The sequence below is a fragment of the Pseudomonas sp. BS3782 TE3695 genome (genome assembly GCF_050435305.1).
Classification (GTDB): domain Bacteria; phylum Pseudomonadota; class Gammaproteobacteria; order Pseudomonadales; family Pseudomonadaceae; genus Aquipseudomonas.
Genome location: NZ_JBNDKB010000001.1, coordinates 2,529,198 through 2,555,003 on the forward strand (window position 1 = coordinate 2,529,198; position 25,806 = coordinate 2,555,003).

At 59.2% G+C, this 25,806-nt stretch carries 23 protein-coding genes; 13 read left to right on the plus strand and 10 right to left on the minus strand.

The window, feature by feature from the left end:
* Positions 1–46 precede the first annotated feature (46 nt).
* Complete coding sequence (locus ABH909_RS11670; protein ID WP_177319020.1) at positions 47–205, minus strand: DUF3309 family protein; 159 nt, start codon at positions 203–205, stop codon at positions 47–49.
* 283 nt (positions 206–488) lie between these two features.
* Between ABH909_RS11670 and ABH909_RS11675 the strand changes: the two genes are divergently transcribed.
* The 3 genes from ABH909_RS11675 (at position 489) to csrA (ending at position 2,039) form a co-directional block, all read left to right on the plus strand.
* Complete coding sequence (locus ABH909_RS11675) at positions 489–1,304, plus strand: SDR family oxidoreductase (protein ID WP_429433223.1); 816 nt, start codon at positions 489–491, stop codon at positions 1,302–1,304.
* Positions 1,305–1,368: 64 nt separating this feature from the next.
* Positions 1,369–1,701, plus strand: coding sequence for a YnfA family protein (locus ABH909_RS11680; protein WP_429433225.1), 333 nt, complete (start codon positions 1,369–1,371; stop codon positions 1,699–1,701).
* A gap of 152 nt (positions 1,702–1,853) precedes the next feature.
* Complete coding sequence (gene csrA, locus ABH909_RS11685; RefSeq protein ID WP_429433227.1) at positions 1,854–2,039, plus strand: carbon storage regulator CsrA; 186 nt, start codon at positions 1,854–1,856, stop codon at positions 2,037–2,039.
* A 5-nt stretch (positions 2,040–2,044) separates the two neighbouring features.
* On the opposite strand, the gene ABH909_RS11690 is transcribed toward csrA, so the two are convergent.
* From ABH909_RS11690 to mnmC, 5 genes are all read right to left on the minus strand, one after another.
* Complete coding sequence (locus ABH909_RS11690; RefSeq protein WP_003199186.1) at positions 2,045–2,272, minus strand: YheU family protein; 228 nt, start codon at positions 2,270–2,272, stop codon at positions 2,045–2,047.
* 207 nt (positions 2,273–2,479) lie between these two features.
* Complete coding sequence (locus tag ABH909_RS11695) at positions 2,480–3,670, minus strand: osmoprotectant NAGGN system M42 family peptidase (protein ID WP_429433229.1); 1,191 nt, start codon at positions 3,668–3,670, stop codon at positions 2,480–2,482.
* Between the two features lie 170 nt (positions 3,671–3,840).
* The gene (gene ngg, locus ABH909_RS11700) at positions 3,841–5,589 is read right to left on the minus strand and encodes an N-acetylglutaminylglutamine synthetase (RefSeq protein ID WP_429433231.1); all 1,749 of its coding nucleotides are present in this window, start codon (positions 5,587–5,589) and stop codon (positions 3,841–3,843) included.
* A gap of 3 nt (positions 5,590–5,592) precedes the next feature.
* On the minus strand, positions 5,593–7,365 hold the full coding sequence (locus tag ABH909_RS11705; protein ID WP_429433233.1) for an N-acetylglutaminylglutamine amidotransferase: 1,773 nt from the start codon (positions 7,363–7,365) through the stop codon (positions 5,593–5,595).
* 123 nt (positions 7,366–7,488) lie between these two features.
* A complete protein-coding gene (mnmC, locus tag ABH909_RS11710; protein ID WP_429433234.1) occupies positions 7,489–9,471 on the minus strand; it encodes a bifunctional tRNA (5-methylaminomethyl-2-thiouridine)(34)-methyltransferase MnmD/FAD-dependent 5-carboxymethylaminomethyl-2-thiouridine(34) oxidoreductase MnmC in 1,983 nt (660 codons plus the stop codon).
* 209 nt (positions 9,472–9,680) lie between these two features.
* On the opposite strand from mnmC, the gene pap reads away from it, so the two are divergent.
* A complete protein-coding gene (gene pap, locus ABH909_RS11715; RefSeq protein WP_429433236.1) occupies positions 9,681–11,204 on the plus strand; it encodes a polyphosphate:AMP phosphotransferase in 1,524 nt (507 codons plus the stop codon).
* Between the two features lie 105 nt (positions 11,205–11,309).
* Positions 11,310–12,494 (plus strand): thiolase family protein, encoded by a 1,185-nt coding sequence (locus ABH909_RS11720; protein ID WP_429433238.1) that lies wholly within the window; start codon positions 11,310–11,312, stop codon positions 12,492–12,494.
* A gap of 127 nt (positions 12,495–12,621) precedes the next feature.
* Here the strand turns inward: ABH909_RS11720 and ABH909_RS11725 are convergent, their stop codons facing one another.
* Positions 12,622–12,816 (minus strand): DUF6316 family protein, encoded by a 195-nt coding sequence (locus tag ABH909_RS11725; protein WP_429433240.1) that lies wholly within the window; start codon positions 12,814–12,816, stop codon positions 12,622–12,624.
* 201 nt (positions 12,817–13,017) lie between these two features.
* Between ABH909_RS11725 and ABH909_RS11730 the strand changes: the two genes are divergently transcribed.
* On the plus strand, positions 13,018–13,971 hold the full coding sequence (locus ABH909_RS11730) for a DMT family transporter (RefSeq protein ID WP_429433242.1): 954 nt from the start codon (positions 13,018–13,020) through the stop codon (positions 13,969–13,971).
* A gap of 96 nt (positions 13,972–14,067) precedes the next feature.
* Here ABH909_RS11730 and ABH909_RS11735 read toward each other — a convergent pair whose 3' ends face one another.
* A complete protein-coding gene (locus ABH909_RS11735) occupies positions 14,068–15,462 on the minus strand; it encodes a class II fumarate hydratase (RefSeq protein ID WP_429433244.1) in 1,395 nt (464 codons plus the stop codon).
* Positions 15,463–15,654: 192 nt separating this feature from the next.
* On the opposite strand from ABH909_RS11735, the gene ABH909_RS11740 reads away from it, so the two are divergent.
* The 7 genes from ABH909_RS11740 (at position 15,655) to ABH909_RS11770 (ending at position 23,542) form a co-directional block, all read left to right on the plus strand.
* A complete protein-coding gene (locus ABH909_RS11740; protein WP_429433246.1) occupies positions 15,655–16,176 on the plus strand; it encodes a DUF2059 domain-containing protein in 522 nt (173 codons plus the stop codon).
* 12 nt (positions 16,177–16,188) lie between these two features.
* Positions 16,189–16,488 carry a BolA family protein gene (locus tag ABH909_RS11745; RefSeq protein WP_429433248.1) on the plus strand — a complete coding sequence of 100 codons (300 nt, stop codon included), beginning with the start codon at positions 16,189–16,191 and terminating at the stop codon, positions 16,486–16,488.
* A gap of 171 nt (positions 16,489–16,659) precedes the next feature.
* Positions 16,660–17,601 carry a rhodanese-related sulfurtransferase gene (locus ABH909_RS11750; RefSeq protein ID WP_429433250.1) on the plus strand — a complete coding sequence of 314 codons (942 nt, stop codon included), beginning with the start codon at positions 16,660–16,662 and terminating at the stop codon, positions 17,599–17,601.
* Positions 17,602–17,640: 39 nt separating this feature from the next.
* On the plus strand, positions 17,641–18,243 hold the full coding sequence (locus ABH909_RS11755; RefSeq protein WP_429439843.1) for a DsbA family protein: 603 nt from the start codon (positions 17,641–17,643) through the stop codon (positions 18,241–18,243).
* Positions 18,236–20,053, plus strand: coding sequence for an ABC transporter ATP-binding protein (locus ABH909_RS11760; protein WP_429433252.1), 1,818 nt, complete (start codon positions 18,236–18,238; stop codon positions 20,051–20,053). The genes ABH909_RS11755 and ABH909_RS11760 overlap by 8 nt, the downstream gene beginning before the upstream one ends.
* A 190-nt stretch (positions 20,054–20,243) precedes the next feature.
* The gene (locus ABH909_RS11765) at positions 20,244–22,703 is read left to right on the plus strand and encodes an EAL domain-containing protein (protein WP_429433254.1); all 2,460 of its coding nucleotides are present in this window, start codon (positions 20,244–20,246) and stop codon (positions 22,701–22,703) included.
* A gap of 77 nt (positions 22,704–22,780) precedes the next feature.
* Positions 22,781–23,542: a TenA family transcriptional regulator gene (locus ABH909_RS11770; RefSeq protein ID WP_429433256.1), complete on the plus strand. Its 762-nt coding sequence runs from the start codon at positions 22,781–22,783 to the stop codon at positions 23,540–23,542.
* Between the two features lie 110 nt (positions 23,543–23,652).
* Here ABH909_RS11770 and ABH909_RS11775 read toward each other — a convergent pair whose 3' ends face one another.
* Together ABH909_RS11775 and ABH909_RS11780 are read right to left on the minus strand one after the other, a co-directional pair.
* Positions 23,653–24,579, minus strand: coding sequence for a GGDEF domain-containing protein (locus ABH909_RS11775; protein WP_429433258.1), 927 nt, complete (start codon positions 24,577–24,579; stop codon positions 23,653–23,655).
* Positions 24,580–24,953: 374 nt separating this feature from the next.
* Positions 24,954–25,694: a YciK family oxidoreductase gene (locus ABH909_RS11780; protein ID WP_429433260.1), complete on the minus strand. Its 741-nt coding sequence runs from the start codon at positions 25,692–25,694 to the stop codon at positions 24,954–24,956.
* Positions 25,695–25,806: the final 112 nt, after the last annotated feature.

Sequence of the window (25,806 nt, forward strand, 5' to 3'; positions counted from 1 at the left end):
GAAAAGAGGCCCTTCGCAGGGCCTCTTTTTTTTGCCGGCAAAACCTTTATATCTTGCCAAGCAGCAGCAGGATCAACAGCACCACCAACACCACGCCGATGATACCGGACGGGCCGTAACCCCAACTTCTGGAGTATGGGAAGACCGGCAGACCACCTAACAGCAACAGGATAAGAATAATGATAAGAATTGTGCCCATGTCTATTTCCTTGTTGGTTGTGGATTTGACCTGGCGTTTTAGCCATCAGCAGGACTTGTATTAATCCTAGCTGCTTACAAAATCCGACTCATGGATATGAAGAAAAATTCCAGGTTTTTTTAATGTATTTGGCAAGTACGTTTATTTCTTTTACTGCGTCTCAAAGTTGAAACAACCGGACCGCGTCGTGGTTCATTGCTGGCCATTCAGCAATCTGATGGAGCGTGGGTCGCGCATTATCCTTCGCTACACTCGGTGCATCTTCCCCGGAACAACAAGGCTGTTTGCTATGCAAAATCGCATGATGATCACTGGCGCGGGCTCAGGCCTGGGTCGCGAAATCGCGCTGCGCTGGGCGCGTGAAGGCTGGCAGCTGGCCTTGTCGGATGTCAGTGAACCCGGCCTGCAAGAAACCCTGAAGCGGGTTCGCGAAGCCGGCGGTGATGGTTTCATTCAGCGTTGTGATGTGCGCGACTACAGCCAACTGACGGCGTTCGCCCAAGCCTGTGAAGAGAAGTTCGGCGGCATCGATGTCATCGTCAATAACGCCGGCGTGGCCTCGGGCGGGTTCTTCAGTGAATTGTCGCTGGAAGACTGGGACTGGCAGATCGCGATCAACCTGATGGGTGTGGTCAAGGGCTGCAAGGCCTTCCTGCCGCTACTGGAGAAAAGCAAAGGCAAGATCATCAACATCGCCTCGATGGCCGCACTGATGCAAGGTCCGGCCATGAGCAACTACAACGTGGCCAAGGCGGGTGTGGTTGCATTGTCCGAAAGTCTGTTGATCGAACTGGCCCACGACGAAGTCAGCGTGCATGTGGTCTGCCCGTCGTTCTTCCAGACCAACTTGCTGGACTCTTTCCGCGGCCCGACTCCGGCCATGAAAGCCCAGGTCGGCAAGTTGCTGGAAAGCTCGCCGATCACCGCTGCCGACATTGCCGATTACATCTATCAGCAGGTGGCCGCCGGCCAATTCCTCATACTGCCTCACGAACAGGGCCGCATGGCCTGGGCGATCAAACAGAAAGACCCGCAAGTGCTCTACAACGAAATGACCGTGATGGCCGACAAAATGCGCGCCAAGGCCAAACAATCCGCAAGCTGAACTTGCCCGTGCGCAAGACCGTCGTTAGGGTGGCCGCAACCGGTCATCCTCACGAGATATCTGCATGCTCAATTACCTGTGGTTTTTCCTCGCCGCGCTGTTCGAAATCGCCGGCTGCTTTGCCTTTTGGATGTGGTTGCGCCAGGGTAAAAGCGCTTGGTGGATCATCCCGGCGTTGCTCAGCCTGATCCTGTTCGCGGTGCTGCTGACCCGGGTCGAAGCGAGCTACGCCGGCCGCGCCTATGCCGCCTACGGTGGTATCTACATCATTGCGTCGATCGGTTGGCTGGCGGTGGTCGAGCGGATTCGTCCGCTGGGCTCGGACTGGATTGGCGTGGCGCTGTGTGTAATGGGGGCGAGCGTCATCCTGTTTGGCCCACGCTTTTCCGCATCCTGAAGGATCGGTCCTTCATTCAACCGGTTTGTCGGACGCGTCCGTCAGGGCGAAGCTTTTGGGCTGTAGGGCAAGACTGTTTTGCTGCCGTTGCATTGAAGACCTGCTACGCGACGGGCATCTTCAAGGGCCGGTAACCCTGAAGGATGAATGCCATGCTTGTACTCAGTCGCGTTGTGGGCGAGTTGATTTCCATTGGTGACAACATTTCCGTGCGGGTTCTCGCCGTCAATGGAAGCAGCGTGCGTTTTGGTGTTGAAGCGCCGCAGGAGGTCAACGTACATCGCGCCGAAGTCTATGAGCGCATCCAGATCCAACAGGCGAAAGCCAAAGCCCGTTAAAGGTCTCAGTCGAACAGATGCTTGGGCACGTCGTGCTTGAGCATCAACTGGCATTGTTCGCTTTCCGGATCGAAGACGATCAACGCCTGGCCTTTGGTCAATGCCTGACGAACACGCAACACGCGGGTTTCCAGCGGTGTGTCATCGCCATTGTCCGTGCCGTCGCGGGTCACGAAATCCTCGATCAGGCGGGTCAGCGTGTCGACTTCAAGTTGGTCGTGGGGGATCAGCATAAGGCACCTCGGCTAAACAATGGCGCGATGCTACGGCGAATGGGCGGTTGCGGCTAGCCTGGGCTCATCTGATGCCTGATCCACCGCCTTCGCGAGCAAGCCCGCTCCCACATTCGATCGCATTCCTATGAAAGAACTCGGTCACCTGTGGGAGCGGGCTTGCTCGCGAAGACGATCGTTCAGCCACCGAACATCTACAGGTAAAACTCAACCGTCTGAACGCTGCCCAATCAAGCTATCCACCGACGGCACCCGCGTGTCGCTTTCCATTTGCGTCTCGTGTTCGATCTGATGACTGAACCGGTCCAGGGAGCCCTTGGCCGGTTGTGCATCGCTGGCGAATACCGGCGGGCTGAGGATGTAGGCGCCGAGCAGGCGGCTGAGGGCGGCGAGGCTGTCGATGTGCGTGCGTTCATAACCGTGGGTGGCATCGCAACCGAAAGCGAGCAGGGCGGTGCGAATGTCGTGGCCGGCCGTAACGGCAGAATGAGCATCGCTGAAGTAATAGCGGAACAGATCGCGGCGCGCCGGCAGTTCGTTGTCGCTGGCCAGGCGCAGCAGGTGGCGCGACAGGTGGTAGTCATAAGGCCCGCCGGAGTCCTGCATCGCCACACTCACCGCGTGTTCGCTGGAATGCTGGCCGGGCGCGACCGGCGCGATGTCGATGCCGACGAATTCGCTGACGTCCCAAGGCAGGGCCGCCGCTGCACCGCTGCCGGTTTCTTCGGTGATGGTGAACAGCGGATGGCAGTCGATCATCAGTTCCTCGCCGCTGTCGACAATGGCTTTCAGCGCTGCCAGCAGTGCAGCGACACCGGCCTTGTCGTCGAGGTGACGGGCGCTGATGTGGCCGCTTTCGGTGAACTCCGGCAACGGGTCGAAGGCGACGAAATCGCCGATGCTGATCCCCAGCGAATCGCAATCGGCGCGGGTGGCGCAGTAGGCGTCCAAACGCAATTCGATGTGATCCCAACTGATCGGCATTTCATCCACTGCGGTGTTGAACGCGTGCCCGGAAGCCATCAACGGCAACACGCTGCCGCGAATTACGCCGTTGTCGGTGAACAGACTGACGCGGCTGCCTTCGGCAAAACGGCTGGACCAGCAACCGACCGGCGCCAGGGTCAGGCGACCATTGTCCTTGATCGCGCGAACCGCCGCGCCAATGGTGTCCAGGTGGGCGGAGACCGCGCGGTCCGGGCTGTTCTGCTTGCCCTTGAGGGTGGCGCGGATGGTGCCGCGCCGGGTCATCTCAAAGGGAATGCCCAGTTCTTCGAGACGCTCGGCAACGTAACGCACAATGGTGTCGGTGAAGCCGGTAGGGCTGGGAATGGCGAGCATTTCCAGCAGGACTTTTTGCAGATAATCGAGATCCGGTTCGGGAATTTTGCGGGTCATGGAAACTCCTGATGAGTTGAGAGCATCGATGGTTTCGATGAGGGGGAGGTCTGGTTAGATGTTCAGCGCCTGTGAGGCCGCCTTCGCGAGCAAGCCCGCTCCCACAGGGGGACGCGGTCAAATGTGGGAGCGGGCTTGCTCGCGAAGGCGTCAGTCCGGGCACTCCATAACTAAGAGATCACCGGCTGACTATGCGGAAACAGCAAATCCACAAACCGCTCCGCCGTCGGCTGCGGTTCATGGTTGGCCAGCCCGGCACGTTCATTGGCTTCGATAAACACATACTGCGGCTGGTCGGCGGCCGGCACCATCAGGTCGAGCCCGACCATCGGGATATCCAGCGCCCGCGCCGCGCGCACCGCCGCGTCCACCAAGGTCGGATGCAGAATCGCCGTGACGTCTTCGAGAATGCCGCCGGTATGAAGATTCGCCGTGCGCCGCACGAACAGATGCTCGCCGGCCGGCAGAATGCTGCTGTAGTCGTAACCTGCAGCCTGTAAGGTGCGCTGGGTTTCATGGTCCAGCGGAATTTTGCTTTCACCGCTGGTTGCTGCCTGACGGCGACGGCTCTGGGCTTCGATCAGCGCACCGATGGAATGCTGACCATCGCCCACCACTTCCGCCGGCCGGCGAATAGCAGCGGCGACCACTTCGAAACCGATCACCAGAATCCGCAAGTCGAGGCCTTCATGGAAGCTTTCCAGCAGTACCCGACTGTCGAAGGTGCGGGCGTTTTCGATGGCGTGCTGAACCTCTTCGATGGTCCGTAAATCCACCGCCACCCCTTGGCCCTGTTCACCGTCCAGCGGTTTGACCACCACCCGTTGATGCTCGTCGAGAAACGCCAGGTTGTCGTCCGCGCTCCCCGCCAGTTGTTGGGCGGGCAATTCAAGACCGGCGTTTTTCAGCATCTTGTGGGTCAGGCTTTTGTCCTGACACAAGGTCATGCTGATGGCACTGGTCAGATCGCTCAGGGATTCGCGGCAACGCACCCGACGACTGCCGTGAATCAAGGTAAACAGACCCGCTTGCGCGTCATCCACCTGCACATCAATGCCGCGCCGATGAGCCTCTTCGACGATGATCCGCGCATACGGATTGAACTCGGCTTCGGGGCCTGGGCCGAGAAACAACGGCTGGTTGATGCCGTTTTTGCGCTTGATGGCGAAGGTCGACAAATTGCGAAAACCGAGCTTGGCGTAAAGACTTTTCGCCTGACGGTTGTTGTGCAGCACCGACAAATCCAGATAACTCAGGCCACGGCTCATAAAGTGTTCGATCAAGTGCCGCACCAGCACTTCACCGACGCCTGGGCGCGAACAGTGCGGATCGACCGCCAGGCACCACAGGCTGCTGCCGTTTTCCGGATCGTTGAACGCCTTGTGATGATTCAGGCCCATGACGCTGCCGATAATGGTGCCGCTGTCCTCATCTTCGGCCAGCCAGTAAACCGGGCCGCCCTGGGGGTGAGGCGTCAGCAAGTTCGCATCAATGGGTAGCATGCCGCGTGCCTGATACAGCTGATTGACAGCCTGCCAGTCCGCCTCGCTTTGCGCCCGACGGATGCGAAAGCCGCGAAACACCCGGGTGGCCTGGCGGTAATCGCTGAACCACAGGCGCAAGGTGTCTGAGGGGTCAAGAAACAGTTGCGCCGGCTCCAGCCCCAGCACTTGCTGGGGCGCGGCAACGTACAAGGCGATGTCCCGCTCACCGGGCTGCTCATTGAGCAACTCTTGGGCAAGGCTCGCCGCATCGGGAAAGGTATGGCCGATCAGCAGCCGGCCCCAACCGCAATGCACCGCGATTGGCGCGGCGCCCAATTCACTGCCGTCTTCGGCCAGGCGCGCCTGCAAGCGTTCGTAAGAGGGCGTCTGACCGCGCAACAAGCGTTGGCTATAAGCCGTGGCGTGAGGTTTCATCGATCAGATTCCTTGTTCACTGAGCCACAGGTTCAAGGCTGCCAATTGCCACAGCCTGGAGCCGCGCAACGGGGTCAGTTGACCTTGTGGATCGGTCAGCAGGCGGTCGAGCATGGCGGGGTTGAACAGGCCACGATCCTGACTCGGATCGAGCAGCAGTTCACGCACCCAGTTCAGCGTGTCGCCCTGCAAATGCTTGAGGCCGGGGACCGGGAAGTAACCCTTTTTGCGGTCGATCACTTCACTGGGAATGACCAGCCGCGCCGCTTCTTTCAAGACTTGCTTGCCGCCATCCGGCAGTTTGAATTTGCCGGGCACCCGCGCTGACAATTCCACCAGGCGATAGTCGAGAAACGGCGTACGCGCTTCCAGACCCCAGGCCATGGTCATGTTGTCGACGCGTTTGACCGGGTCATCCACCAGCATCACGGTGCTGTCCAGGCGCAGGGCTTTGTCCACGGCAGCATCGGCACCGGGCTGGGCGAAATGCTCTTTCACAAAGTCGCCGGCCGCGTCGTTGGCCGTCAGCCATTTGGGCTGCACCGTGGCGGCGTAGTCGGCGTAGCTGCGGTCGAAAAACGCATCGCGATACGCTGCGTACGGATCGCTCGCACCGTCCACCTGCGGATACCAGTGATACCCGGCGAACAACTCGTCCGCGCCCTGGCCGCTTTGCACCACCTTGCAGTGCTTGGCCACTTCGCGAGACAGCAGATAGAACGCGATGCAGTCATGGCTGACCATCGGCTCGCTCATGGCGCGGAACGCCGCGGGCAGTTGCTCGATGATCTCTTTTTCGTCGATGCGCAGTTGGTGATGTTGGGTGCCGTAGTGCTTGGCGATCAGGTCCGAATACTGGAACTCGTCACCACGCTCGCCGCCGGCATCCTGGAAACCGATGGAAAAGGTCGACAGATTTTCGACCCCGACTTCGCGCAACAGGCCCACCAATAGACTTGAATCGACGCCGCCGGAAAGCAACACGCCAACGTCCACCGCCGCCCGTTGACGAATCGCCACCGCATCACGGGTGCTGTCGAGCACGCGGTCGCGCCAGTCTTCGAGGGTCAGGTTCAGTTCGTCGGCATTTGGGCCGTAGGGCAGGGTCCACCAGGTTTTCTGCTCGGTGGTGCCGTCCGCGTCGATGCGCATCCAGCTCGCCGGGGGCAGTTTCTCGATGCCCGCCAGCAAGGTGCGCGGGGCCGGAACCACTGCATGGAAGTTCAGATAATGATTGAGCGCCACCGGGTCGAGGATCGGATTGATATCGCCGCCCTTGAGCAAGGCCGGCAGCGTCGAGGCAAAGCGCAGGCGTTGACCGGTGCGCGACAGGTACAACGGCTTCACGCCGAGACGGTCACGGGCAATGAACAAACGCTTGGCATCGCGCTCCCAAATGGCGAAGGCGAACATGCCATTGAGTTTGGGTAACAGAGCTTCGCCCCAGGCGTGATAGCCCTTGAGCAGCACTTCGGTGTCGCCACCGGAATAGAAGGCGTAACCGAGGTTTTCCAGCTCAGTGCGCAGTTCCGGGAAGTTGTAGATCGCGCCGTTGAAGGCCAGGGACAAGCCTAGTTGGTTGTCGATCATCGGCTGGGCCGAGCCGTCCGACAGGTCCATGATTTTCAGGCGCCGATGACCCAGGGCAATCGGCCCCTGGCTGTGGAAGCCCCACGCATCAGGGCCGCGAGGGGCCAGGTGATGGGTGATTCGTTCAATGGCTGCGAGGTCCGCAGGTTGATGGTCGAAACGTAATTCTCCAGCTAATCCGCACATAAGTCCTTACCGGTTTTTCCGTTGGGGAGGGTCAATCGATACCTCGCCAAAAACGGCGGGTACCCGGAAACTGACCCACGTGAATCCCTCGAGTTTTAGACCGATAAGTTATATGCCCATGGATCAGGCTTTTCCGCGGATCAATTGGCGCAAGGCAAAACGGTTGGGATGACAGGCCTCAGCCACGATTCTGGGCAAGGGCAGCGGCTCGTTTTCAAGCCATGCCGCCAACAATTCGCCAGACAATGGCGCGGTGATCAAACCGCGAGAACCGTGACCGCTGTTGACGTAAAACCCGTCGAGCCATGGGCAGAGAACATCGGGCACTTGCCGGGCATCTTTGCTCAGCGCGGCATAGGCTTGGACGAAGGTAGCCTGGTCGGCCAACGGTCCGACGATCGGCAGGTAGTCGGGGCTGGTACAGCGGAATGCTGCGCGCCCTTCAAGCTGCTGCGGGTCCAGCTCTGGAACATGCAGACGGGTGACCAGATCAGTAGAGATTTCCTCGAGCAACGCCAGATTGCCGAGGTGTTCGGCGACAGTCGGGGTCAGCTCATCGCTTTTGAAATCGAAGCTGGCGCCGAGTGTGTGTTCGCCCAGGCGTGCGGGCGCCACATAGCCTTCGGCGCAGACGACGGTGGCCAGGCTCTGGCTCTCAGGGGTTTGTGCCAGTCGGGTGATCTGGCCGCGAATGCGTTTGAGGGGCAGGTCGGCGCTTTGGGGAAAACGCTTGATCTCGGCGGCGCCGGCCAGAATCACCACCGGTGCGCTGGCCAGCAATGCATCGCCGTCCCAGGCTTGCCACTGATCATCAACCTTGCGCAGTTCCAGCACGTCGCGATGGGGCAGCCACTGGATGTTCGTTGAAGACGCCTGCCACTGACACAGCGCGGGCGGATGAACCCAGCCGCCTTCAGGGTAAAACAAGCCGCCGTGGGCCAATTCGATGCCGGCCCGGGCCTGGGCCTGAGGTTGATCGAGCAGGTGCACCAGGCTCGGTGAAAAGGCCGTGGCCAATTGCGCCTGACGCTCGGCTTCCTTGGCATTGAAGGCCAGTTGCAACACCCCGCAATCGTCCCAGTCGACGCCACGCTGCAATTGCTCCAGCAGACGGCGGGTGTACCCAAAACCGCTGACGATCAACTGCGACAACGCTGTGCCATGGGCCGAAAGCTTGAGGTACAGCACGCCCTGAGGATTGCCCGAGGCTTCCTGCGCCAGTGCTTCGTGGCGGTCCAGCAGGCTCACGCGCCAACCCCGCGCGGCCAGGCTGGCGGCACTGGCGCAACCGGCCAGCCCGGCACCGATCACCAGGGCGCGGCGTTCGCCGGTCAGCGGCTGTGGGCGAGCGAACCAGGGTTTTGCCGAGGTCGGTTTAGCGGCATCTTCAGGCCAACCGAGGAACGTGCCCCGCAGAATTTCCCATTTATGGCCGATGCCTGGCGTGCGCTTCATCTTGAAACCCGCCGCATTCAGCAGGCGGCGCACCCAACCGGTGCTGGTGAAGGTGCTGATGGTCGAACCGGGTGCCGCCAGGCGCGCCAGTTCGGTAAACAATTCGGCGGTCCACATGTCGGGGTTTTTCGCCGGGGCGAAACCGTCGAGAAACCAGGCGTCGATTTGCGCATCCAGTTGGGGCAACTGCTCCAGTGCATCGCCAATCAGCAAGGTCAGGGTGACGCGGCCGTTGTCCAGCACCAGGCGCTGAAAGCCTTGATGGATCGCGACGTATTGCGCCAGCAATTGATCGGCAAACGGCTTGAGTTCTGGCCATAACGCCAGGGCCCGTTGCAGATCGGGCGCGCTCAGCGGGTACTTTTCGACGCTGACAAAATGCAGTCGCGCACCGGCCGCCGCGTGCTGTTCGAACAACTGCCAGGCACAGAGAAAATTCAGTCCGGTACCGAACCCGGTTTCGCCAATCACCAATCGACCGCTTGCCGGCAAGGCGGCGAAACGCTCGTGCAAATCGTTTTGCTGGAGAAACACGTAGCGGGTTTCTTCAAGGCCCGACTGGTCGGAAAAATACACATCATCGAACACCCGCGAACGCGGACGACCTTGGTCGTCCCAGTCGAGCTGGGCGTGGGGCAGTACAGGTTTCATGGCAGGCTCGGCAACGGCAAGGTGGCTATTCTAGCCCGCCTGCTCAAATGGGTGTGCTGCCACAAAAGATCGCAGCCTTCGGCAGCTCCTACAGGTGTACATCGGTCCCATGCAGGAGCTGTCGAAGGCTGCGATCTTTTGATCTTTTTTACATCACCGCACACCTCCATCTTCCGCTAGTCTTGCTCAATCCTGGAAGGAGCTGCTCCATGTTCGAATCTGCCGAAATCGGTCATGCCATCGACAAAGAAACCTATGACGCTGAAGTGCCGGCCCTGCGTGGGGCCTTGCTCGAAGCGCAGTTCGAACTTCGGCAGCAACGGCGCTTTCCCGTGATCATCTTGATCAACGGCATCGAAGGGGCCGGCAAGGGCGAGACGGTCAAGCTGCTTAATGAGTGGATGGACCCGCGTCTGATTGAGGTCCGCACCTTCGACCAGCAAACCGACGAAGAACTGGCGCGACCACCGGCCTGGCGCTACTGGCGGATGCTTCCGGCCAAGGGGCGCATGGGGATTTTCTTCGGCAACTGGTACAGCCAGATGCTGCAAGGACGGGTTCATGGTTTGTTCAAGGATCCGCGACTCGATCAAAGCATCAATGGGGCCGAACGGCTGGAAAAAATGCTATGCGATGAAGGCGCGCTGATCTTCAAGTTCTGGTTTCACCTCTCCAAGAAACAAATGAAAGCACGGCTCAAGGCGCTGGCCGATGACCCGCTGCACAGTTGGCGCATCAGCCCGCTGGACTGGCAGCAATCGCAGACTTACGACAAATTCGTCAAGTACGGCGAGCGGGTGTTGCGCCGCACCAGCCGCGACTATGCGCCGTGGCATGTGATTGCAGGCGTGGACGCGAACTATAGAAGCCTGACGGTCGGCAAGATTCTGCTCAATGGCCTGCAAAGTGCACTGAAAAGACCCAGGATTCATCCGGACAAGGTCAGCGTCGCGCCCTTGTTCCCCAGCGTCGATCAGGTGAATTTGATCGACTGCCTGAACATGACGCTCAGCCTGGACAAGGACGATTACGAAGAACAGCTGATTACCGAACAGGCACGGTTTTCCGGGCTGATGCGCGACAAACGCATACGCCGCCACGCGTTGATTGCGGTGTTCGAAGGCAACGACGCAGCAGGCAAGGGCGGGGCGATCCGTCGGGTGGCCGCGGCACTCGACCCGCGCCAGTACGACATTGTGCCGATCGCCGCGCCTACCGAGGAAGAACGGGCCCAGCCGTATCTCTGGCGGTTCTGGCGGCATCTTCCGGCGCGGGGCAAATTCACCGTATTCGATCGTTCCTGGTATGGCCGGGTGCTGGTGGAGCGCATCGAAGGCTATTGCAGCAAGGCGGATTGGTTGCGCGCCTACGGTGAGATCAACGACTTCGAAGAGCAGATCGCCGACGCCGGGGTGATCGTGGTCAAGTTCTGGCTGGCCATCGACAAACAGACCCAACTGGAGCGCTTCCAGGAGCGTGAAGAAATCCCCTTCAAGCGTTTCAAGATCACCGAAGACGACTGGCGCAATCGCGACAAGTGGGACGATTACCGCACCGCCGTCGGCGACATGGTCGATCGCACCAGCACCGAGATATCACCGTGGACCCTGGTGGAAGCCAACGACAAACGCTGGGCGCGGGTCAAGGTCCTGCGCACCCTTAACCAGGCGCTGGAAGCGGCGTTCGAAAAGTCCGACAAACGTGAGAAGAAACAGCGAAAACGCAAGCGCTGAACCGATGGCTACGCATACGCGAGGTGAATGATTGTCGCGGTCAGTCATAGGGTGGACTTATGCTCGGTCCAACTCCTGACTGACAACAACAATGAGGTGTATGCCATGCGTGAAGTGGTGATCGTCGACAGCGTACGGACCGGCCTGGCCAAATCCTTTCGCGGCAAGTTCAACATGACCCGCCCGGACGACATGGCGGCCCACTGTGTCAATGCGCTGCTCACGCGCAATGACGTCGACCCGGCCAGCGTCGAGGATTGCATCGTCGGCGCCGGCTCCAACGAAGGCGCCCAGGGCTTCAATATCGGCCGTAACGTCGCGGTGCTGTCGCATCTGGGCGTTGGCACCGGTGGCATGACCCTTAACCGTTTCTGTTCATCGGGCTTGCAGGCCATTGCCATAGCCGCCAATCAAATCGCTTCGGGCTGCAGCGACATCATCGTCGCCGGTGGCGTCGAGTCGATCAGCCTGACCATGAAAAGCGTCAACACCGACAACCTGATCAACCCGCTGTTGAAAGAGCAGGTGCCGGGCATCTATTTCCCCATGGGCCAGACCGCCGAAATCGTCGCGCGTCGTTACGCTGTCAGTCGCCAGGAGCAGGATGTGTACGCCCTGCAAAGTCAGCAACGTACTGCCCTGGCGCAGGCCGCCGGGTTGTTCAACGATGAAATCGTGCCGATGGCGGTAAAGTATCGCGTTGAAGACAAGGCCACCGGCCAGGTGCAGATTCTCGAGGGCGTCGTCGATCACGACGACTGCAACCGCCCGGACACCACGCTGCAAAGCCTGGCCGGGTTGAAGCCGGTGTTTGCCGAGGACGGCTCGGTGACCGCTGGCAACTCATCGCAGCTGTCCGACGGCGCTTCGATGACCCTGGTGATGAGCCTGGAAAAAGCCCTGGCGCTGGGGCTCAATCCTAAAGCCTTCTTTCGCGGTTTTGCCGTGGCCGGGTGTCAGCCGGACGAGATGGGCATCGGCCCGGTGTTTTCGGTGCCGAAGTTACTCAAGGCCAAGGGATTGCAAGTTGCCGACATTGATCTGTGGGAACTCAACGAAGCCTTCGCCTCGCAATGCCTGTACAGCCGCAATCGGCTGGAAATCGACAACGATAAATACAACGTCAACGGCGGTTCGATTGCCATCGGCCATCCATTCGGCATGACCGGCTCGCGTCAGGTCGGGCACATCGTGCGTGAGTTGCAGCGGCGTAACCTGCGCTACGGCATCGTTACCATGTGCGTGGGGGGCGGGATGGGGGCGACCGGGTTGTTTGAGGTGGTGCGTTAAATCTGCAAGATTTGTTGCCTGATCAACTGCATTCGCGAGCAAGCCCGCTCCCACATTTGACCGAATTCCAACGTTGGATACGGTCAAATGTGGGAGCGGGCTTGCTCGCGAATGCAGACGCCGCGGTTTACCGGCTCATGCACAAAAACTGCATCCGCTCGATATACGCCTGAATCTCACGCGCCGCTGCTTCCCGGTTTTCAAACGGCCCCTCCAGCGTGCGTTCCCGCGTGGTGAAATACAGCTCTCCATTCACACGACACAAGCGGTCACAACGAAAGTGGGTGGCGGGGGCGTTGTCTTGGGCGCGCATGCCGTACATGGGCGATCTCCTGCGGGTGACGGTTTCAATGAGCTTATGCATGAACCATTGGCCACGCCTGGCCACCTGATCGACGGCATATCGTCAACTTCAGGATGCGACCTGCACAGTTTCATTCGCGGCCCCTCGCCAACTGTCCCTGTGTCGCGCTTCCGTCTGAGCCTAGAATGACCGTTTTCGCCAATCGGCTTCGGGGTCAGCATGCATATTTCATCGGGTCGCTGGGTTTATGGTCTGTGCCTGGCCTTGCTGACCGCGCTGCTGTGGGGAATCCTGCCGATCAAGCTCAAGCAAGTGCTGCTGGTGATGGACCCGGTGACCGTGACCTGGTTTCGGCTGCTGGTGTCCGGCGGTTGTCTGTTCATCTATCTGGCGGCGACCAAACGCCTGCCGAGTCGCAAAGTCCTCGGCCCGCGCGGTGGCTGGCTGGTGTTGATGGCGGTACTCGGACTGGTCGGCAACTACGTGTTGTACCTGATGGGCCTGAACCTGCTCAGCCCCGGCACCGCGCAACTGGTGGTGCAGATGGGCCCGATCATGTTGCTGATTGCCAGTCTGTTCGTGTTCAAGGAACGGTTCAGCGTGGGGCAGGGGATTGGCCTGTTGGTGCTGCTGATTGGCTTTGCATTGTTCTTCAATCAGCGTTTGAGTGAACTGCTCACCTCCCTGACCGATTACACCGCCGGCGTGCTGATGGTGCTGTTAGCGTCCACGGTCTGGACCTTCTATGCCTTGGGCCAGAAGCAGTTGCTCACGGTGTGGAATTCGTTGCAGGTGATGATGGTGATTTACCTGTTCTGCGCGCTGTTGCTGACGCCGTGGGTGCATCCACTGGAAGCGCTGCAATTGAGTCCGCTGCAAGGCTGGCTGCTGCTGGCGTGCTGTTTGAATACGCTGGTCGCTTATGGCGCCTTCGCCGAAGCCCTGGCCCATTGGGAAGCTTCGCGGGTCAGCGCGACGCTGGCGATCACGCCGCTGGTGACCTTTGCCGCCGTGGCTGTGGCCGCGTGGTTATGGCCAGAGTATGTGCAGGTCGAACAGATCAACGGCCTGGGTTATGGCGGGGCGGTGCTGGTGGTGTTGGGGTCGGCGTTGGTGGCGTTGGGGCCATCGTTGATGGCGGGGCTCAGGGCACGGCGGGTGCGGATGGCCTGAAGATCAAAAGATCGCAGCCTTCGGCAGCTCCTACAGGTGTTCGCCAATCTTATGTAGGAGCTGCCGAAGGCTGCGATCTTTTTGTTTCACGTCATCTCAACCCTTGCTACCAGCCTCCAGCATATCCTCCGGCCTCACCCACGCATCGAACTCTTCATTGGTCAGGTAGCCCAGCTGCAACGCCGCCTCACGCAGGGTCAGCCCCTCGCTGTAAGCCTTTTTGGCAATCTCCGCCGACTTGTCGTAGCCGATGTGCGGGTTCAGCGCTGTTACCAGCATCAAGCCTTGTTCCAGGTGCTCGGCCATTTTCTCGGCATCCGGTTCCAGCCCGGCGATGCAATGCTGCTGGAAGTTACTGCAGCCATCGCCTAACAAGCGGATCGATTGCAGCAGGTTATGGATGATCACCGGTTTGAACACGTTCAATTGCAGGTGGCCCTGACTCGCCGCAAACCCGATGGCAACGTCGTTGCCCAAGACCTGACAGGCCAGCATCGACAGGGCTTCGCACTGAGTCGGGTTGACCTTGCCGGGCATGATCGAGCTGCCCGGCTCATTGGCCGGCAGTTTCACTTCGGCAAATCCCGCTCGCGGTCCGGAGCCCAGCAGGCGCAGGTCGTTGGCGATTTTCATCAGGGTGACGGCAAGGGTTTTCAGGGCGCCGGAGAGTGTGACCAGCGGCTCGTGGCCGGCCAGGGCGGCAAATTTATTGGGGGCCGTAACGAACGGCAGCCCGCAGAGGGCGGCCAGTTCAGCAGCGATCGCTTCGCCAAAACCGTGGGGCGAGTTCAATCCGGTGCCGACCGCAGTGCCGCCCTGCGCCAGCTCACAGACTGCCGGCAGGGCGCTGCGGATCGCCCGCTCGGCGTAATCCAGTTGCGCGATGAACGCCGAGAGTTCCTGGCCGAAGGTGATCGGCGTGGCGTCCATCATATGGGTACGACCGGTCTTGACCAGTTTCATGTGCCGCGCGGATAACTCCGCCAACCCGCCCGACAATTCGCTGATCGCCGGCAGCAAATGCTGCTGCACCGCCTGAGCCGTCGCGATGTGCATGGCCGTGGGGAAGCAATCGTTGGAACTCTGGGAACGGTTGACGTGATCGTTGGGATGCACCGGCGTCTTGCCGCCGCGCGGGTTACCGGCCAGTTCGTTGGCGCGACCGGCGATCACTTCGTTGACGTTCATGTTGCTCTGGGTACCGCTGCCGGTCTGCCAGACCACCAGCGGGAACTGTTCGTCGTGGTCGCCGTCGAGCACTTCGTCGGCGGCCTGTTCGATCAGCCGGGCGATGTCGGCGGGCAGGTCGCCATTGCGATCGTTGACGCGCGCCGCAGCTTTCTTGATCAGGGCCAGGGCGTGCAGAACGGCCAGCGGCATGCGCTCGTTGCCGATGGCGAAGTTGATCAGCGAGCGTTGCGTCTGAGCGCCCCAGTAAGCGTCATCCGGGACTTCCACCTGGCCCAGGCTGTCGGTTTCGATACGGCTCATCATGCACACTCCTGTCGGTCTGATAGCGCAGTTTAGGCCGTGATCGCCGGCTGTGGTTCCATCAGTCTGGAATTTGACCGTTCAGCCCCTCTAAATCAGGTGCGACAAGGCTTGGGGTTGAGTGACACACTTTTTTAGGTGCAGAATGGTCGCCCTTGAGGTTTTGCCTCGCCTGCTAGAAAAGGAAACTCGATGACTCGTCTTCGTGCCATCTGTACCGCGGTTGCACTGGTTTGCGCCAGCGGCCAGGTTTTTGCCGATACCGCCAGCCACAACGCCAGTGCCGAAGCTTTCCTGACCCTGGCGCACGCTGACAAATTGGGCACTCCGGTGTACATGCAAGTGCAGCAAATGTTCGCTCAGCGCTTTGAACAGACCAAAGCCCCTGAATCGAAAAAAGCCCTGCTGGAAACTTACCAGGCCAAGGCCAACGCCGCTCTGGATCAAGCCATTGGCTGGAACAAGCTGAAGCCAGACATGGTCAAGCTCTACACCACCAACTTCAGCGAATCCGAGCTGAAAGACCTGGTCGCGTTCTACAAGTCGCCACTGGGCAAGAAAGTCCTGGAAAAAATGCCGCAGCTGACTCAGCAATCGGCCCAGATGACCCAGGCCAAGCTGGAAAGCGCGGTGCCTGTGGTCAACAAACTGCTGGCTGACATGACGGCCGAGCTGGAGCCTAAAGGCGCCGCTCCTGCCAAGAAAAAGCCTTAAGCGGAGTTCGGGATGACCATGCAACAACGCATCGAATCGACGCTCGCGCTGTTACAGCCCGAGCACCTGCAAGTGCTGGATGAAAGCCACATGCACAGCCGTGGGTTGCAGACCCACTTCAAGGCCGTGGTGGTCAGTCAGCAGTTTGAAGGCCTCAATCGCGTCAAGCGTCACCAGAAGGTGTACGGCGCGTTGGGCGAACTGATGGGCGAGTTCCATGCGTTGGCGCTGCATACCTACACGCCACAGGAATGGGCACAAATCGACGCGGCCCCGGCCTCGCCGACCTGTGCTGGCGGTAGCAAGCATTAAGATCAAAAGATCGCAGCCTTCGGCAGCTCCTACAGGAGAATGCATTCCCATGTAGGAGCTGCCGCAGGCTGCGATCTTTTTTGCTAGAATCCGCAACGCGCCGCTCACCCGGCGCGTTTTTTTTCGCATCCGGTTCACCCCTTACGAGGGTAGCCACCTGGAGAATCACCCATGACACAACAGATTGTCGTGGCGGCACTGTATAAGTTCGTCACCCTGGAAGATTACGTCGCCCTGCGCGAGCCGCTGCTGCAAGCGATGGTCGACAACGGCATCAAAGGCACCCTGCTGATTGCCGAAGAAGGCATCAACGGCACCGTGTCCGGCAGCCGCGAAGGCATTGACGGGCTGATGGCCTGGCTCAAGAACGACCCGCGCATGGACGACATCGACCACAAAGAATCGTACTGCGATGAGCAGCCGTTCTACCGCACCAAAGTCAAACTCAAGAAAGAAATCGTCACCCTCGGTGTCGAAGGCGTAGACCCGAACAAAAAAGTCGGCACCTATGTGGATCCGCAGAACTGGAACGCGCTGATCAGCGATCCCGAAGTGCTGCTGATCGACACACGCAACGATTACGAAGTCTCGATTGGCACCTTCGAAGGCGCCATCGATCCGAAGACCACCAGTTTTCGCGAATTCCCCGACTACATCAAAGCCAATTTCGACCCGGCCGTGCACAAGAAAGTCGCGATGTTCTGCACCGGCGGCATTCGCTGCGAAAAGGCTTCTAGCTACATGCTCAGCCAGGGTTTCGACGAGGTCTATCACCTCAAGGGCGGCATCCTGAAGTACCTCGAAGAGGTGCCGCAGGAAGAAACCAAATGGCAGGGCGACTGCTTCGTGTTCGATAACCGCGTGACCGTTCGTCACGACCTCAGCGAAGGCGACTACGATCAATGTCATGCCTGTCGTACGCCTGTCAGCGTCGAAGACCGCGCGTCCGAGCACTATGTGGCCGGCATCAGTTGCCCGCATTGCTGGGATAAGCTGAGTGAGAAAACCCGTCGCAGCGCCATCGATCGGCAAAAGCAGATCGAACTGGCCAAGGCGCGCAACCTGCCGCACCCGATTGGTTACAACTACAAGCAATCTCCTTCCGAGGCTTGAACCATGTCTGTACGTCGCCTGCTCTATGTGATGGACCCGATGTGTTCCTGGTGCTGGGGCTTTGCGCCAGTGGCCAAGGCGTTGGTCGAGCAGGCGCAGGCGGCGGGGGTGGACGTGCATCTGGTCGTCGGCGGTTTGCGCACCGGCAGCGGCTCGGCGCTGGAGCCGACTACCCGGCGCTATATCCTTGAGCACTGGCAGGCGGTCCACGAGGCCACCGGCCAACCGTTCAAGTTTGAAGGCGCGTTGCCCGACGGGTTTGTCTACGACACTGAGCCTGCCTGTCGGGCGCTGGTGACGGCGCGCAGCCTGGCACCGGATTGCGCGTGGAAACTGCTCGGGTTGATCCAGCATGCGTTCTACGCCGAAGGTCGCGACGTCACTCATGCCAGCGTGTTGGTGGAGCTGGCGGAACAGGCCGGTTTGCCGCGCATCGAATTCGCCGCCGCCTTCGACCGTGCCGATCAGCACGCCGCCACCGCGGCCGATTTCACCTGGGTCCAGGACCTGGGCATTGCCGGTTTCCCGACCTTGCTGGCAGAGCGTGATGGTCAATTGGCGTTGCTGACCAATGGGTATCAACCGTTGAATGTGTTGTCACCGTTGCTCGGCCGCTGGCTGGAGCGCGCTGCCTGTGCATGACCTGCCCGACGACGTTCCAGCCCCTGCACGTGTCGACCGTCTGAGCTGGACAGAAATCCGTCGCCTGGCCCTTCACCATAAAAAATCCCTGTGGATCGCCAACGGCGTCGCGGTATTGGCAACGCTGTGCAGCGTGCCGATCCCTTTGCTGTTGCCGTTGCTGGTTGACGAAGTGTTGCTGGGCCATGGTGACACTGCGCTGAAAATCATGAACCACGCGCTGCCCGACGTCTGGCAGAAAGCCGCGGGTTACATTGGCCTGATGCTGCTGGTGACCCTGGCATTGCGCTGTGCCGCGTTGTTGTTCAACGTGGTGCAGGCGAAATTGTTTGCGGCGCTGGCCAAAGACATCGTGTACCGGATCCGGGTGCGGTTGATCGAACGGCTCAAATGCATCTCGCTGGGCGAATACGAGAGTCTGGGCAGCGGCACGGTGACTACGCACCTGGTCACCGACCTGGACACCGTAGACAAATTCGTCGGCGAAACCCTCAGTCGTTTCCTCGTGGCCATGCTGACGTTGGTGGGCACCGCCTCGATCCTGATGTGGATGCACTGGAAACTCGCGCTGCTGATCCTGCTGTTCAACCCGCTGGTGATTTATGCCACGGTGCAGTTGGGCAAGCGGGTCAAACACCTGAAGAAACTCGAGAACGACAGCACCTCGCGCTTCACCCAGGCCTTGACCGAAACCCTGGATGCCATCCAGGAAGTGCGCGCCGGTAACCGTCAGGGCTTTTTCCTCGGGCGGCTGGGCCAGCGAGCGCGTGAAGTGCGCGATTACGCGGTCAGCTCGCAATGGAAAACCGATGCATCGAACCGTGCCAGCGGTTTGCTGTTCCAGTTCGGCATCGATATTTTTCGCGCCGCGGCCATGCTCACCGTGCTGTTTTCCGACCTGTCCATCGGCCAGATGCTGGCCGTGTTCAGCTACCTGTGGTTCATGATCGGTCCGGTGGAACAACTGCTCAACCTGCAATACGCCTTTTACGCCGCTGGCGGTGCGTTGTCGCGAATCAACGAGTTGTTGGCCCGTGCCGATGAGCCGCAATACAGCGGCAGTGTCGATCCGTTTCAAGGGCGCGACACGGTGGGCATCGAAGTTCAGGGATTGAGTTTCGGCTACGGCGACGAATTGGTCTTGAACCAAATGAACCTGTCGATTGCCCCCGGCGAAAAAGTCGCGATTGTCGGCGCCAGCGGCGGTGGTAAAAGCACCCTGGTGCAGTTGCTGCTGGGCTTGTACACGCCGCTGGCCGGGACCATCCGTTTCGGTGGTTCGACTCAGGAAGAGATCGGCCTGGAAACCGTGCGTGAAAATGTCGCCGTGGTCTTGCAACATCCGGCACTGTTCAACGACACCGTGCGCGCCAACCTGACCATGGGCCGCGAACGCAGCGACGAAGCCTGCTGGCAGGCATTGGAAATTGCTCAGTTGCACAACACAGTGCGTGATTTGCCTAATGGCCTGGACAGTATTGTCGGGCGTTCCGGCGTGCGTTTATCCGGCGGGCAGCGTCAACGGCTGGCGATTGCGCGGATGGTGTTGGCCGAACCCAAGGTAGTCATCCTCGATGAGGCCACATCCGCTCTGGATGCGGCCACCGAATACAACCTGCACCAGGCACTGGCGCGGTTCTTGAGCAACCGCACCACGCTGATCATTGCGCACCGGCTGTCGGCCGTGAAGCAGGCCGACAGGGTGCTGGTATTCGATGGTGGGCAAGTTGCCGAGGATGGAGACCATCAGCAATTGATTGCCGATGGCGGGTTGTACGCCAAGCTTTATGGGCATTTGCAGCAGCATTAGATGGCACAAAACGTTCGAGGTGTTTTTCCCGGCAAGGATTGGCACTAAGACGAGCCAGCCCTGAAGCGCTGGGGCTATGCTGCTGTTGAGCATGAGCCTCCATCGCTTGCCTAGAGTGAGAACCCATCCTAGTCTAGCGGTAGCGTTTTCGTCCGGACGACGATCGAGCAGTGTTAAGACAAGGGACCTCATGAAGCCAAAAAGGACTCTCGCAACCCCTCGGTTGTTGGGCATTGTCTGGCCTTTTATCGCCGTCGTGTTATTTCAGGCATTGTTGGGCGGCGTCAGTCTTTACGTTCTTTCGGCGGTTCGCGGTTACGTCGGCGGGGAAAGCCTGTGGTCCAAGGGCCAGAAAGACGCCATCTATTACCTCAATCTCTATGCCGACAATCGCGACGAAGCGATTTTTCTCAAATACCAGAACGCGATTGCCGTGCCTCAAGGTGGCCATGAACTGCGTCTGGCACTGGATCATCAGCCCCCGGACATCGAAGCCGCGCGAATCGCGATTCTCAAGGGCGGCAACCATCCGGATGACGTCTCCAGTCTGATTTGGCTGTACCTCAATTTCCGGAATTTCAGTTACCTGGAAAAAGCCATCGAGCTGTGGACGGTCGGTGACGCGTACCTGGTGCGACTCGATGACGTCGCGCGGGAGATGCATCAGCGCATTGCCGACAGCCAAGCCACCGATGCCGACGTCAAACGCTGGAAAGAACAGATTCTTGCCATCAACGATGGCGTGACGCCTGCCGCCAAAGCGTTCAGCGATGCCCTGGGCGAAGGCTCGCGGGTGATTTTGCGGCTGCTGTTGGTGACGAACCTGGCCACTGCGTTGGGTTTGATTGTGTTGGCTCTGTTGCGTACGCATAAACTGCTCAAGCAGCGCCATGCCTTCGCCGATGCCTTGCAGTTGGAGAAAGACCGGGCGCAGATCACGCTGCAATCGATTGGCGACGGGGTGATCACCACGGACGTCGCGGGCGCGATTGCCTATATGAATCCGGCCGCCGAGGCCTTGACGCACTGGAAGGCCGAACAGGCGGCGGGACTGCCGTTGGCCGCGTTGTTCAATCTGCTGGACGAAAACGCCCAGACTGACGGTTTTACCTTGATCGAGCACATTTTGAGCGGTCAGCTCAGCGGTGGCAGCGAGCATTCCAAACTGATCCAGCGTCTGGATGGCAGCACGGTTTCGGTCACTCTGGTCGGCGCCCCGATCCGCAATATGGGCAAAGTCAGTGGCACCGTGCTGGTGCTGCATGACATGACCCAGGAGCGGCAATACATCGCCAATCTGTCGTGGCAGGCGACTCATGATGCTCTGACTGGATTGGCCAACCGCCGCGAATTCGAATATCGGCTGGAGCAGGCCCTGCATAACTTGACGCGCCAGGCGGGACGTCACGCCTTGATGTTTCTCGACCTGGATCAATTCAAACTGGTCAACGATACCTGCGGCCATGCGGCGGGCGACGAGTTGTTGCGGCATATCTGTGCGCTGTTGCAATCAGGTTTGCGCGAAGGCGACACCCTGGCCCGGCTAGGGGGCGACGAGTTTGGCGTTCTGTTGGAAAACTGCGCGCCGCAAGCCGCCGAGAAAATCGCCGAAGGCCTGCGCCAGACCGTGCAGAACCTGCATTTTGTCTGGAAAGGCCGGCCGTTCGTGACCACAGTGAGCATCGGTCTGGTGCATGTGGTCCAGAGTCCGGCCACCCTTGAAGCTTCGCTGCGTGCCGCTGACATGGCCTGTTATATGGCCAAGGAAAAGGGGCGCAACCGGGTTCAGGTCTATCACGCCGACGACTCGGAGCTGTCCTTGCGGTTTGGTGAAATGGCCTGGGTGCAGCGACTGCACGTGGCGTTGGAAGAAGACCGCTTCTGCCTGTACGCCCAGGAAATCGCGCCTCTTGGCCATGGTGATCATGGCGGCGGGCATATCGAAATATTGCTGCGCCTGCATGACGAAGCGGGACGCATGATTCTGCCGGACAGTTTCATTCCGGCCGCCGAGCGTTACGGTTTGATGACGTCGATTGATCGTTGGGTGGTGGAGAACGTTTTTAAAGTCATTGCCCAATGTATCGCCCAAGAGCGCGAAGGGCCGTTGGCCATGTGTGCGATAAATCTGTCAGGTATTACTATCGGAGATGAGGCGTTTCTGGACTTTCTTCGTGAACAGTTTGTTGCATATTCAATTCCACCTGAAATGATTTGTTTTGAAATTACAGAAACCAGCGCGATTGCAAATTTGGCCAGCGCAACCAAATTTATTAATGAACTCAAAGGCTTAGGTTGTCATTTTTCGCTAGATGACTTTTGTGCCGGTATGTCCTCATTCGCTTACTTGAAACATTTACCTGTAGACTTCTTGAAGATCGACGGGAGTTTCGTAAAGGATATGCTGGACGACCCGATTAACCGCGCCATGGTCGAAGTGATCAATCACATCGGTCATGTCATGGGTAAGCGCACGATTGCAGAGTTCGTTGAAACACCTCAGATCGAGCAGGCATTGCTGGAGATCGGAGTGGATTACGCTCAAGGGTATGTGATTGAACGCCCGCATCTGTTTACCTGGGATAGTTTGCAAAGTCGTCCAGCCCGGCCCCGACCTGTGTTGTTCAAGGCGCCGGGCACGTTCCGTTGAAATCTCTTGTTGATCTTAAAATCACAATCAAAAGGAGCGCGACAGTGATCGATACATTCAACAGAACCGGACCACTCATGGAGGCTGCAAGTTATCCCGCCTGGGCTCAGCAACTGATCCAGGATTGCAGTGAGAGCAAGCGCCGGGTTGTCGAACACGAACTGTATCAACGCATGCGAGATAACAGACTCAGTGCAAAAACCATGCGCCAGTACCTCATTGGTGGCTGGCCGGTGGTCGAACAGTTCGCTTTGTACATGGCACAGAACCTGACCAAGACCCGTTTTGCGCGCCACCCTGGCGAAGACATGGCGCGTCGCTGGCTGATGCGCAACATTCGCGTCGAACTGAACCATGCCGATTACTGGGTGCACTGGAGCCGTGCCCACGGCATCGGCCTGGAAGATCTGCAAGCGCAACACGTGGCACCAGAGCTTCACGCCTTGAGCCATTGGTGCTGGCACACCAGTTCGTCGGATTCGCTGATCGTGGCCATCGCCGCCACCAATTACGCCATCGAAGGGGCGACGGGGGAGTGGTCGGCCCTGGTCTGCTCCAATGGCGTCTATGCGGCCTCGTTCCCCGAGGAAGATCGCAAGCGAGCCATGAAGTGGTTGAAGATGCATGCCCAGTACGACGATGCCCATCCATGGGAAGCCTTGGAAATCATCTGCACCCTGGCGGGCATGAACCCGAGCAAAGCGCTGCAAATGGAATTGCGCCAGGCTGTCTGCAAAAGTTACGACTACATGTATCTGTTCCTGGAGCGTTGCATGCAGTTGGAACTGGCAGTGAAAGCGCCTGTAGCCCGTGAGCGGATGGAACTGGCCGAAAGCTAAAAAAATCGCAGCCTACGGCAGCTCCTACAGTCGGCGGGGTGTCATGACAGGCCGCTGTCCGTAGGAGCTGCCGAAGGCTGCGATCTCTTCAAGAACACTTGAGTTTTACATTACCCCGCCATCGCAAGACGATTACGCCCTTCACGCTTGGCCACATACAGCGCACTGTCGGCCCGTCGCAACAAACTCTCGGCAGACTCGCCGGGAAGCAGCGTCGAGCAACCGATGCTGACCGTCAGTTCGATCATCTTGCCCTCGGCCACATAGTCCTGAGCCTGCGCCGCAAACCGCAGTCGTTCACCGACCATGGCGGCTGCTTCCCGACTGGTATTGGAAAGCAGGATCAGAAATTCTTCGCCACCAAACCGGAACACCATGTCGACGTTGCGCAACTGGTTTTTGATCGAGGCCGCCACAGCTTTCAGCACTTCATCACCGGCACTGTGCCCGTAGGTGTCGTTGATCTGTTTGAAATGATCGATGTCCAGCATCAGCAACGACAAGGGCTGCGAGTGTCGCCGCGACATCTCGATTTCCCGTTCCAGCGTCTGATCCATGGCGATGCGGTTGCCCGTATCGGTCAGCGGATCACGCAATGCACTTTGGGTTGCCGCGCGGTAAAGCAGGGCGTTTCGCATGGGGAAGAGCAGGGTCGACAACAGTGACTCCAGATTGCCCTGTTCCTGTTCGCTGAAACGCTGATTGCGGCGGAACACCAGCTCACCTAATGGCTCGCCTTCATGGCTGAGGCTGTAGCTGATTGAATGATGGCCTCGTGTGCCTAATTGCAGGCGCAAGTCGCTGGGCTGATGTTCGTAACTCAAGGCATCCAGCGGCACCAGGCGCTGAATCTCACGGAAGAAAAGTCCGAGAATGCGTTGCGGCTCAAGACTGGTTTGCAGTTGCAGGCCCAGCGTCTGGCGCAGTTGCGCGAGACTGTCGGGCCGCTCCAGGAGGGGAGGCTGCTGACCAAAGCCCAGGCGTTGCAATTTGGCACTGTCGAAGTCAATTGCGTTGGTCTGGGAAGGTGATTTCATATGGCGTGAGCCCCTAAGCAGTAAGGCTGTCTTACAGGCTGGGTGAGAGCGGCTTTGGGCTGCGCGTCATACTGGTCCATCAGTCCCGTAGGACATTTGGCTCGAGTTTAGTCCGCTTTGCCGAAGATTAGTAACCTCTCGGCTGAAGCTCCGCCTCGTCTGCTTTCACACGGCGTGTCTGAGCAAAATTAGAGCGAAAGTCATGCCATTCGGTTCAGTTGAATAAAAAGCTTTAAAAATCAAAATGCTGGAAGGTTGTGCGCGGAGAGCTGCGCAGCGCGGTGACATTTATTTGACTTGAAGCAGGGGGAGTTACCATCGGGTTTGAATGCCGCGTCGGGAAGCCGTCGCGGCAGAAAAGCGACGCACGGGCACTACTGAGCGTTGAATGCCTGGCCATTGATGCCGGTGCTGTCCGGGCCCATGAGGTAAAGATAGACCGGCATGATCTCCTCGGGTGTCGGATTGTTCAGCGGGTTTTCACCGGGGTAGGCTTGAGCGCGCATGCTGGTGCGGGTGGCGCCGGGGTTGATGCTGTTGGAGCGCACCGGTGCCACGGTGTCTACTTCATCGGCCAGGGTTTGCATCAGGCCTTCGGTGGCGAACTTGGAAACGCCGTAAGCGCCCCAATATGCCCGACCCTTGCGACCGACACTGCTGGAGGTGAATACCACCGAGGCGTCCTGAGACAGCTTGAGCAGTGGCAGCAGAGTGCTGGTGAGCATGAACGTGGCGTTGACGTTGACGTGCATGACGCGCATGAAATTCTCGCCGGACAACTGCTCGATCGGGGTGCGTGGACCGATGATCGATGCGTTGTGCAGCAAGCCGTCGAGGTGGCCGAACTCGGTCTCGATCATGGCTGCCAGCTCATCGTATTGATGAGGCAGTGCGGTTTCCAGATTGAATGGAATTACGGCCGGTTGTGGGTGCCCGGCTGCTTCGATTTCGTCATAGACCTGAGTCAGGTTGGCCTCGGTCTTGCCCAGCAGCAGCACAGTGGCGCCGTGGGCTGCGTAGGTTTTTGCAGCGGCAGCACCGATGCCACGGCCAGCGCCGGTGACCAGAATGACCCGGTCCTTGAGCAAGTCAGGGCGGGCGGAATAATCAAACATAAAAAACCTCAACATAATCCGTTAACAGGACCGAAAAAGATCGCAGCCTTCGGCAGCTCCTACGCCGATCGCGGTCTCCTGTAGGAGCTGCCGCAGGCTGCGATCTTTTGAT

Coding starts and splice junctions, on each gene's coding strand:
- ABH909_RS11725 (WP_429433240.1), bottom strand. CDS start 12,816: ATGTACGGCATGCGCGCCCAAGACAACGCCCCCGCCACCCACTTTCGT.
- ABH909_RS11735 (WP_429433244.1), bottom strand. CDS start 15,462: ATGAGCCGTATCGAAACCGACAGCCTGGGCCAGGTGGAAGTCCCGGAT.
- ABH909_RS11765 (WP_429433254.1), top strand. CDS start 20,244: ATGAAGCCAAAAAGGACTCTCGCAACCCCTCGGTTGTTGGGCATTGTC.
- ABH909_RS11690 (WP_003199186.1), bottom strand. CDS start 2,272: ATGCTGATCCCCCACGACCAACTTGAAGTCGACACGCTGACCCGCCTG.
- ABH909_RS11740 (WP_429433246.1), top strand. CDS start 15,655: ATGACTCGTCTTCGTGCCATCTGTACCGCGGTTGCACTGGTTTGCGCC.
- ABH909_RS11775 (WP_429433258.1), bottom strand. CDS start 24,579: ATGAAATCACCTTCCCAGACCAACGCAATTGACTTCGACAGTGCCAAA.
- ABH909_RS11755 (WP_429439843.1), top strand. CDS start 17,641: ATGTGTTCCTGGTGCTGGGGCTTTGCGCCAGTGGCCAAGGCGTTGGTC.
- ABH909_RS11780 (WP_429433260.1), bottom strand. CDS start 25,694: ATGTTTGATTATTCCGCCCGCCCTGACTTGCTCAAGGACCGGGTCATT.
- ABH909_RS11745 (WP_429433248.1), top strand. CDS start 16,189: ATGACCATGCAACAACGCATCGAATCGACGCTCGCGCTGTTACAGCCC.
- ABH909_RS11705 (WP_429433233.1), bottom strand. CDS start 7,365: ATGTGCGGATTAGCTGGAGAATTACGTTTCGACCATCAACCTGCGGAC.
- ABH909_RS11730 (WP_429433242.1), top strand. CDS start 13,018: ATGCATATTTCATCGGGTCGCTGGGTTTATGGTCTGTGCCTGGCCTTG.
- ABH909_RS11770 (WP_429433256.1), top strand. CDS start 22,781: ATGGAGGCTGCAAGTTATCCCGCCTGGGCTCAGCAACTGATCCAGGAT.
- ABH909_RS11750 (WP_429433250.1), top strand. CDS start 16,660: ATGACACAACAGATTGTCGTGGCGGCACTGTATAAGTTCGTCACCCTG.
- ABH909_RS11675 (WP_429433223.1), top strand. CDS start 489: ATGCAAAATCGCATGATGATCACTGGCGCGGGCTCAGGCCTGGGTCGC.
- csrA (WP_429433227.1), top strand. CDS start 1,854: ATGCTTGTACTCAGTCGCGTTGTGGGCGAGTTGATTTCCATTGGTGAC.
- ABH909_RS11720 (WP_429433238.1), top strand. CDS start 11,310: ATGCGTGAAGTGGTGATCGTCGACAGCGTACGGACCGGCCTGGCCAAA.
- mnmC (WP_429433234.1), bottom strand. CDS start 9,471: ATGAAACCTGTACTGCCCCACGCCCAGCTCGACTGGGACGACCAAGGT.
- pap (WP_429433236.1), top strand. CDS start 9,681: ATGTTCGAATCTGCCGAAATCGGTCATGCCATCGACAAAGAAACCTAT.
- ngg (WP_429433231.1), bottom strand. CDS start 5,589: ATGAAACCTCACGCCACGGCTTATAGCCAACGCTTGTTGCGCGGTCAG.
- ABH909_RS11680 (WP_429433225.1), top strand. CDS start 1,369: ATGCTCAATTACCTGTGGTTTTTCCTCGCCGCGCTGTTCGAAATCGCC.
- ABH909_RS11695 (WP_429433229.1), bottom strand. CDS start 3,670: ATGACCCGCAAAATTCCCGAACCGGATCTCGATTATCTGCAAAAAGTC.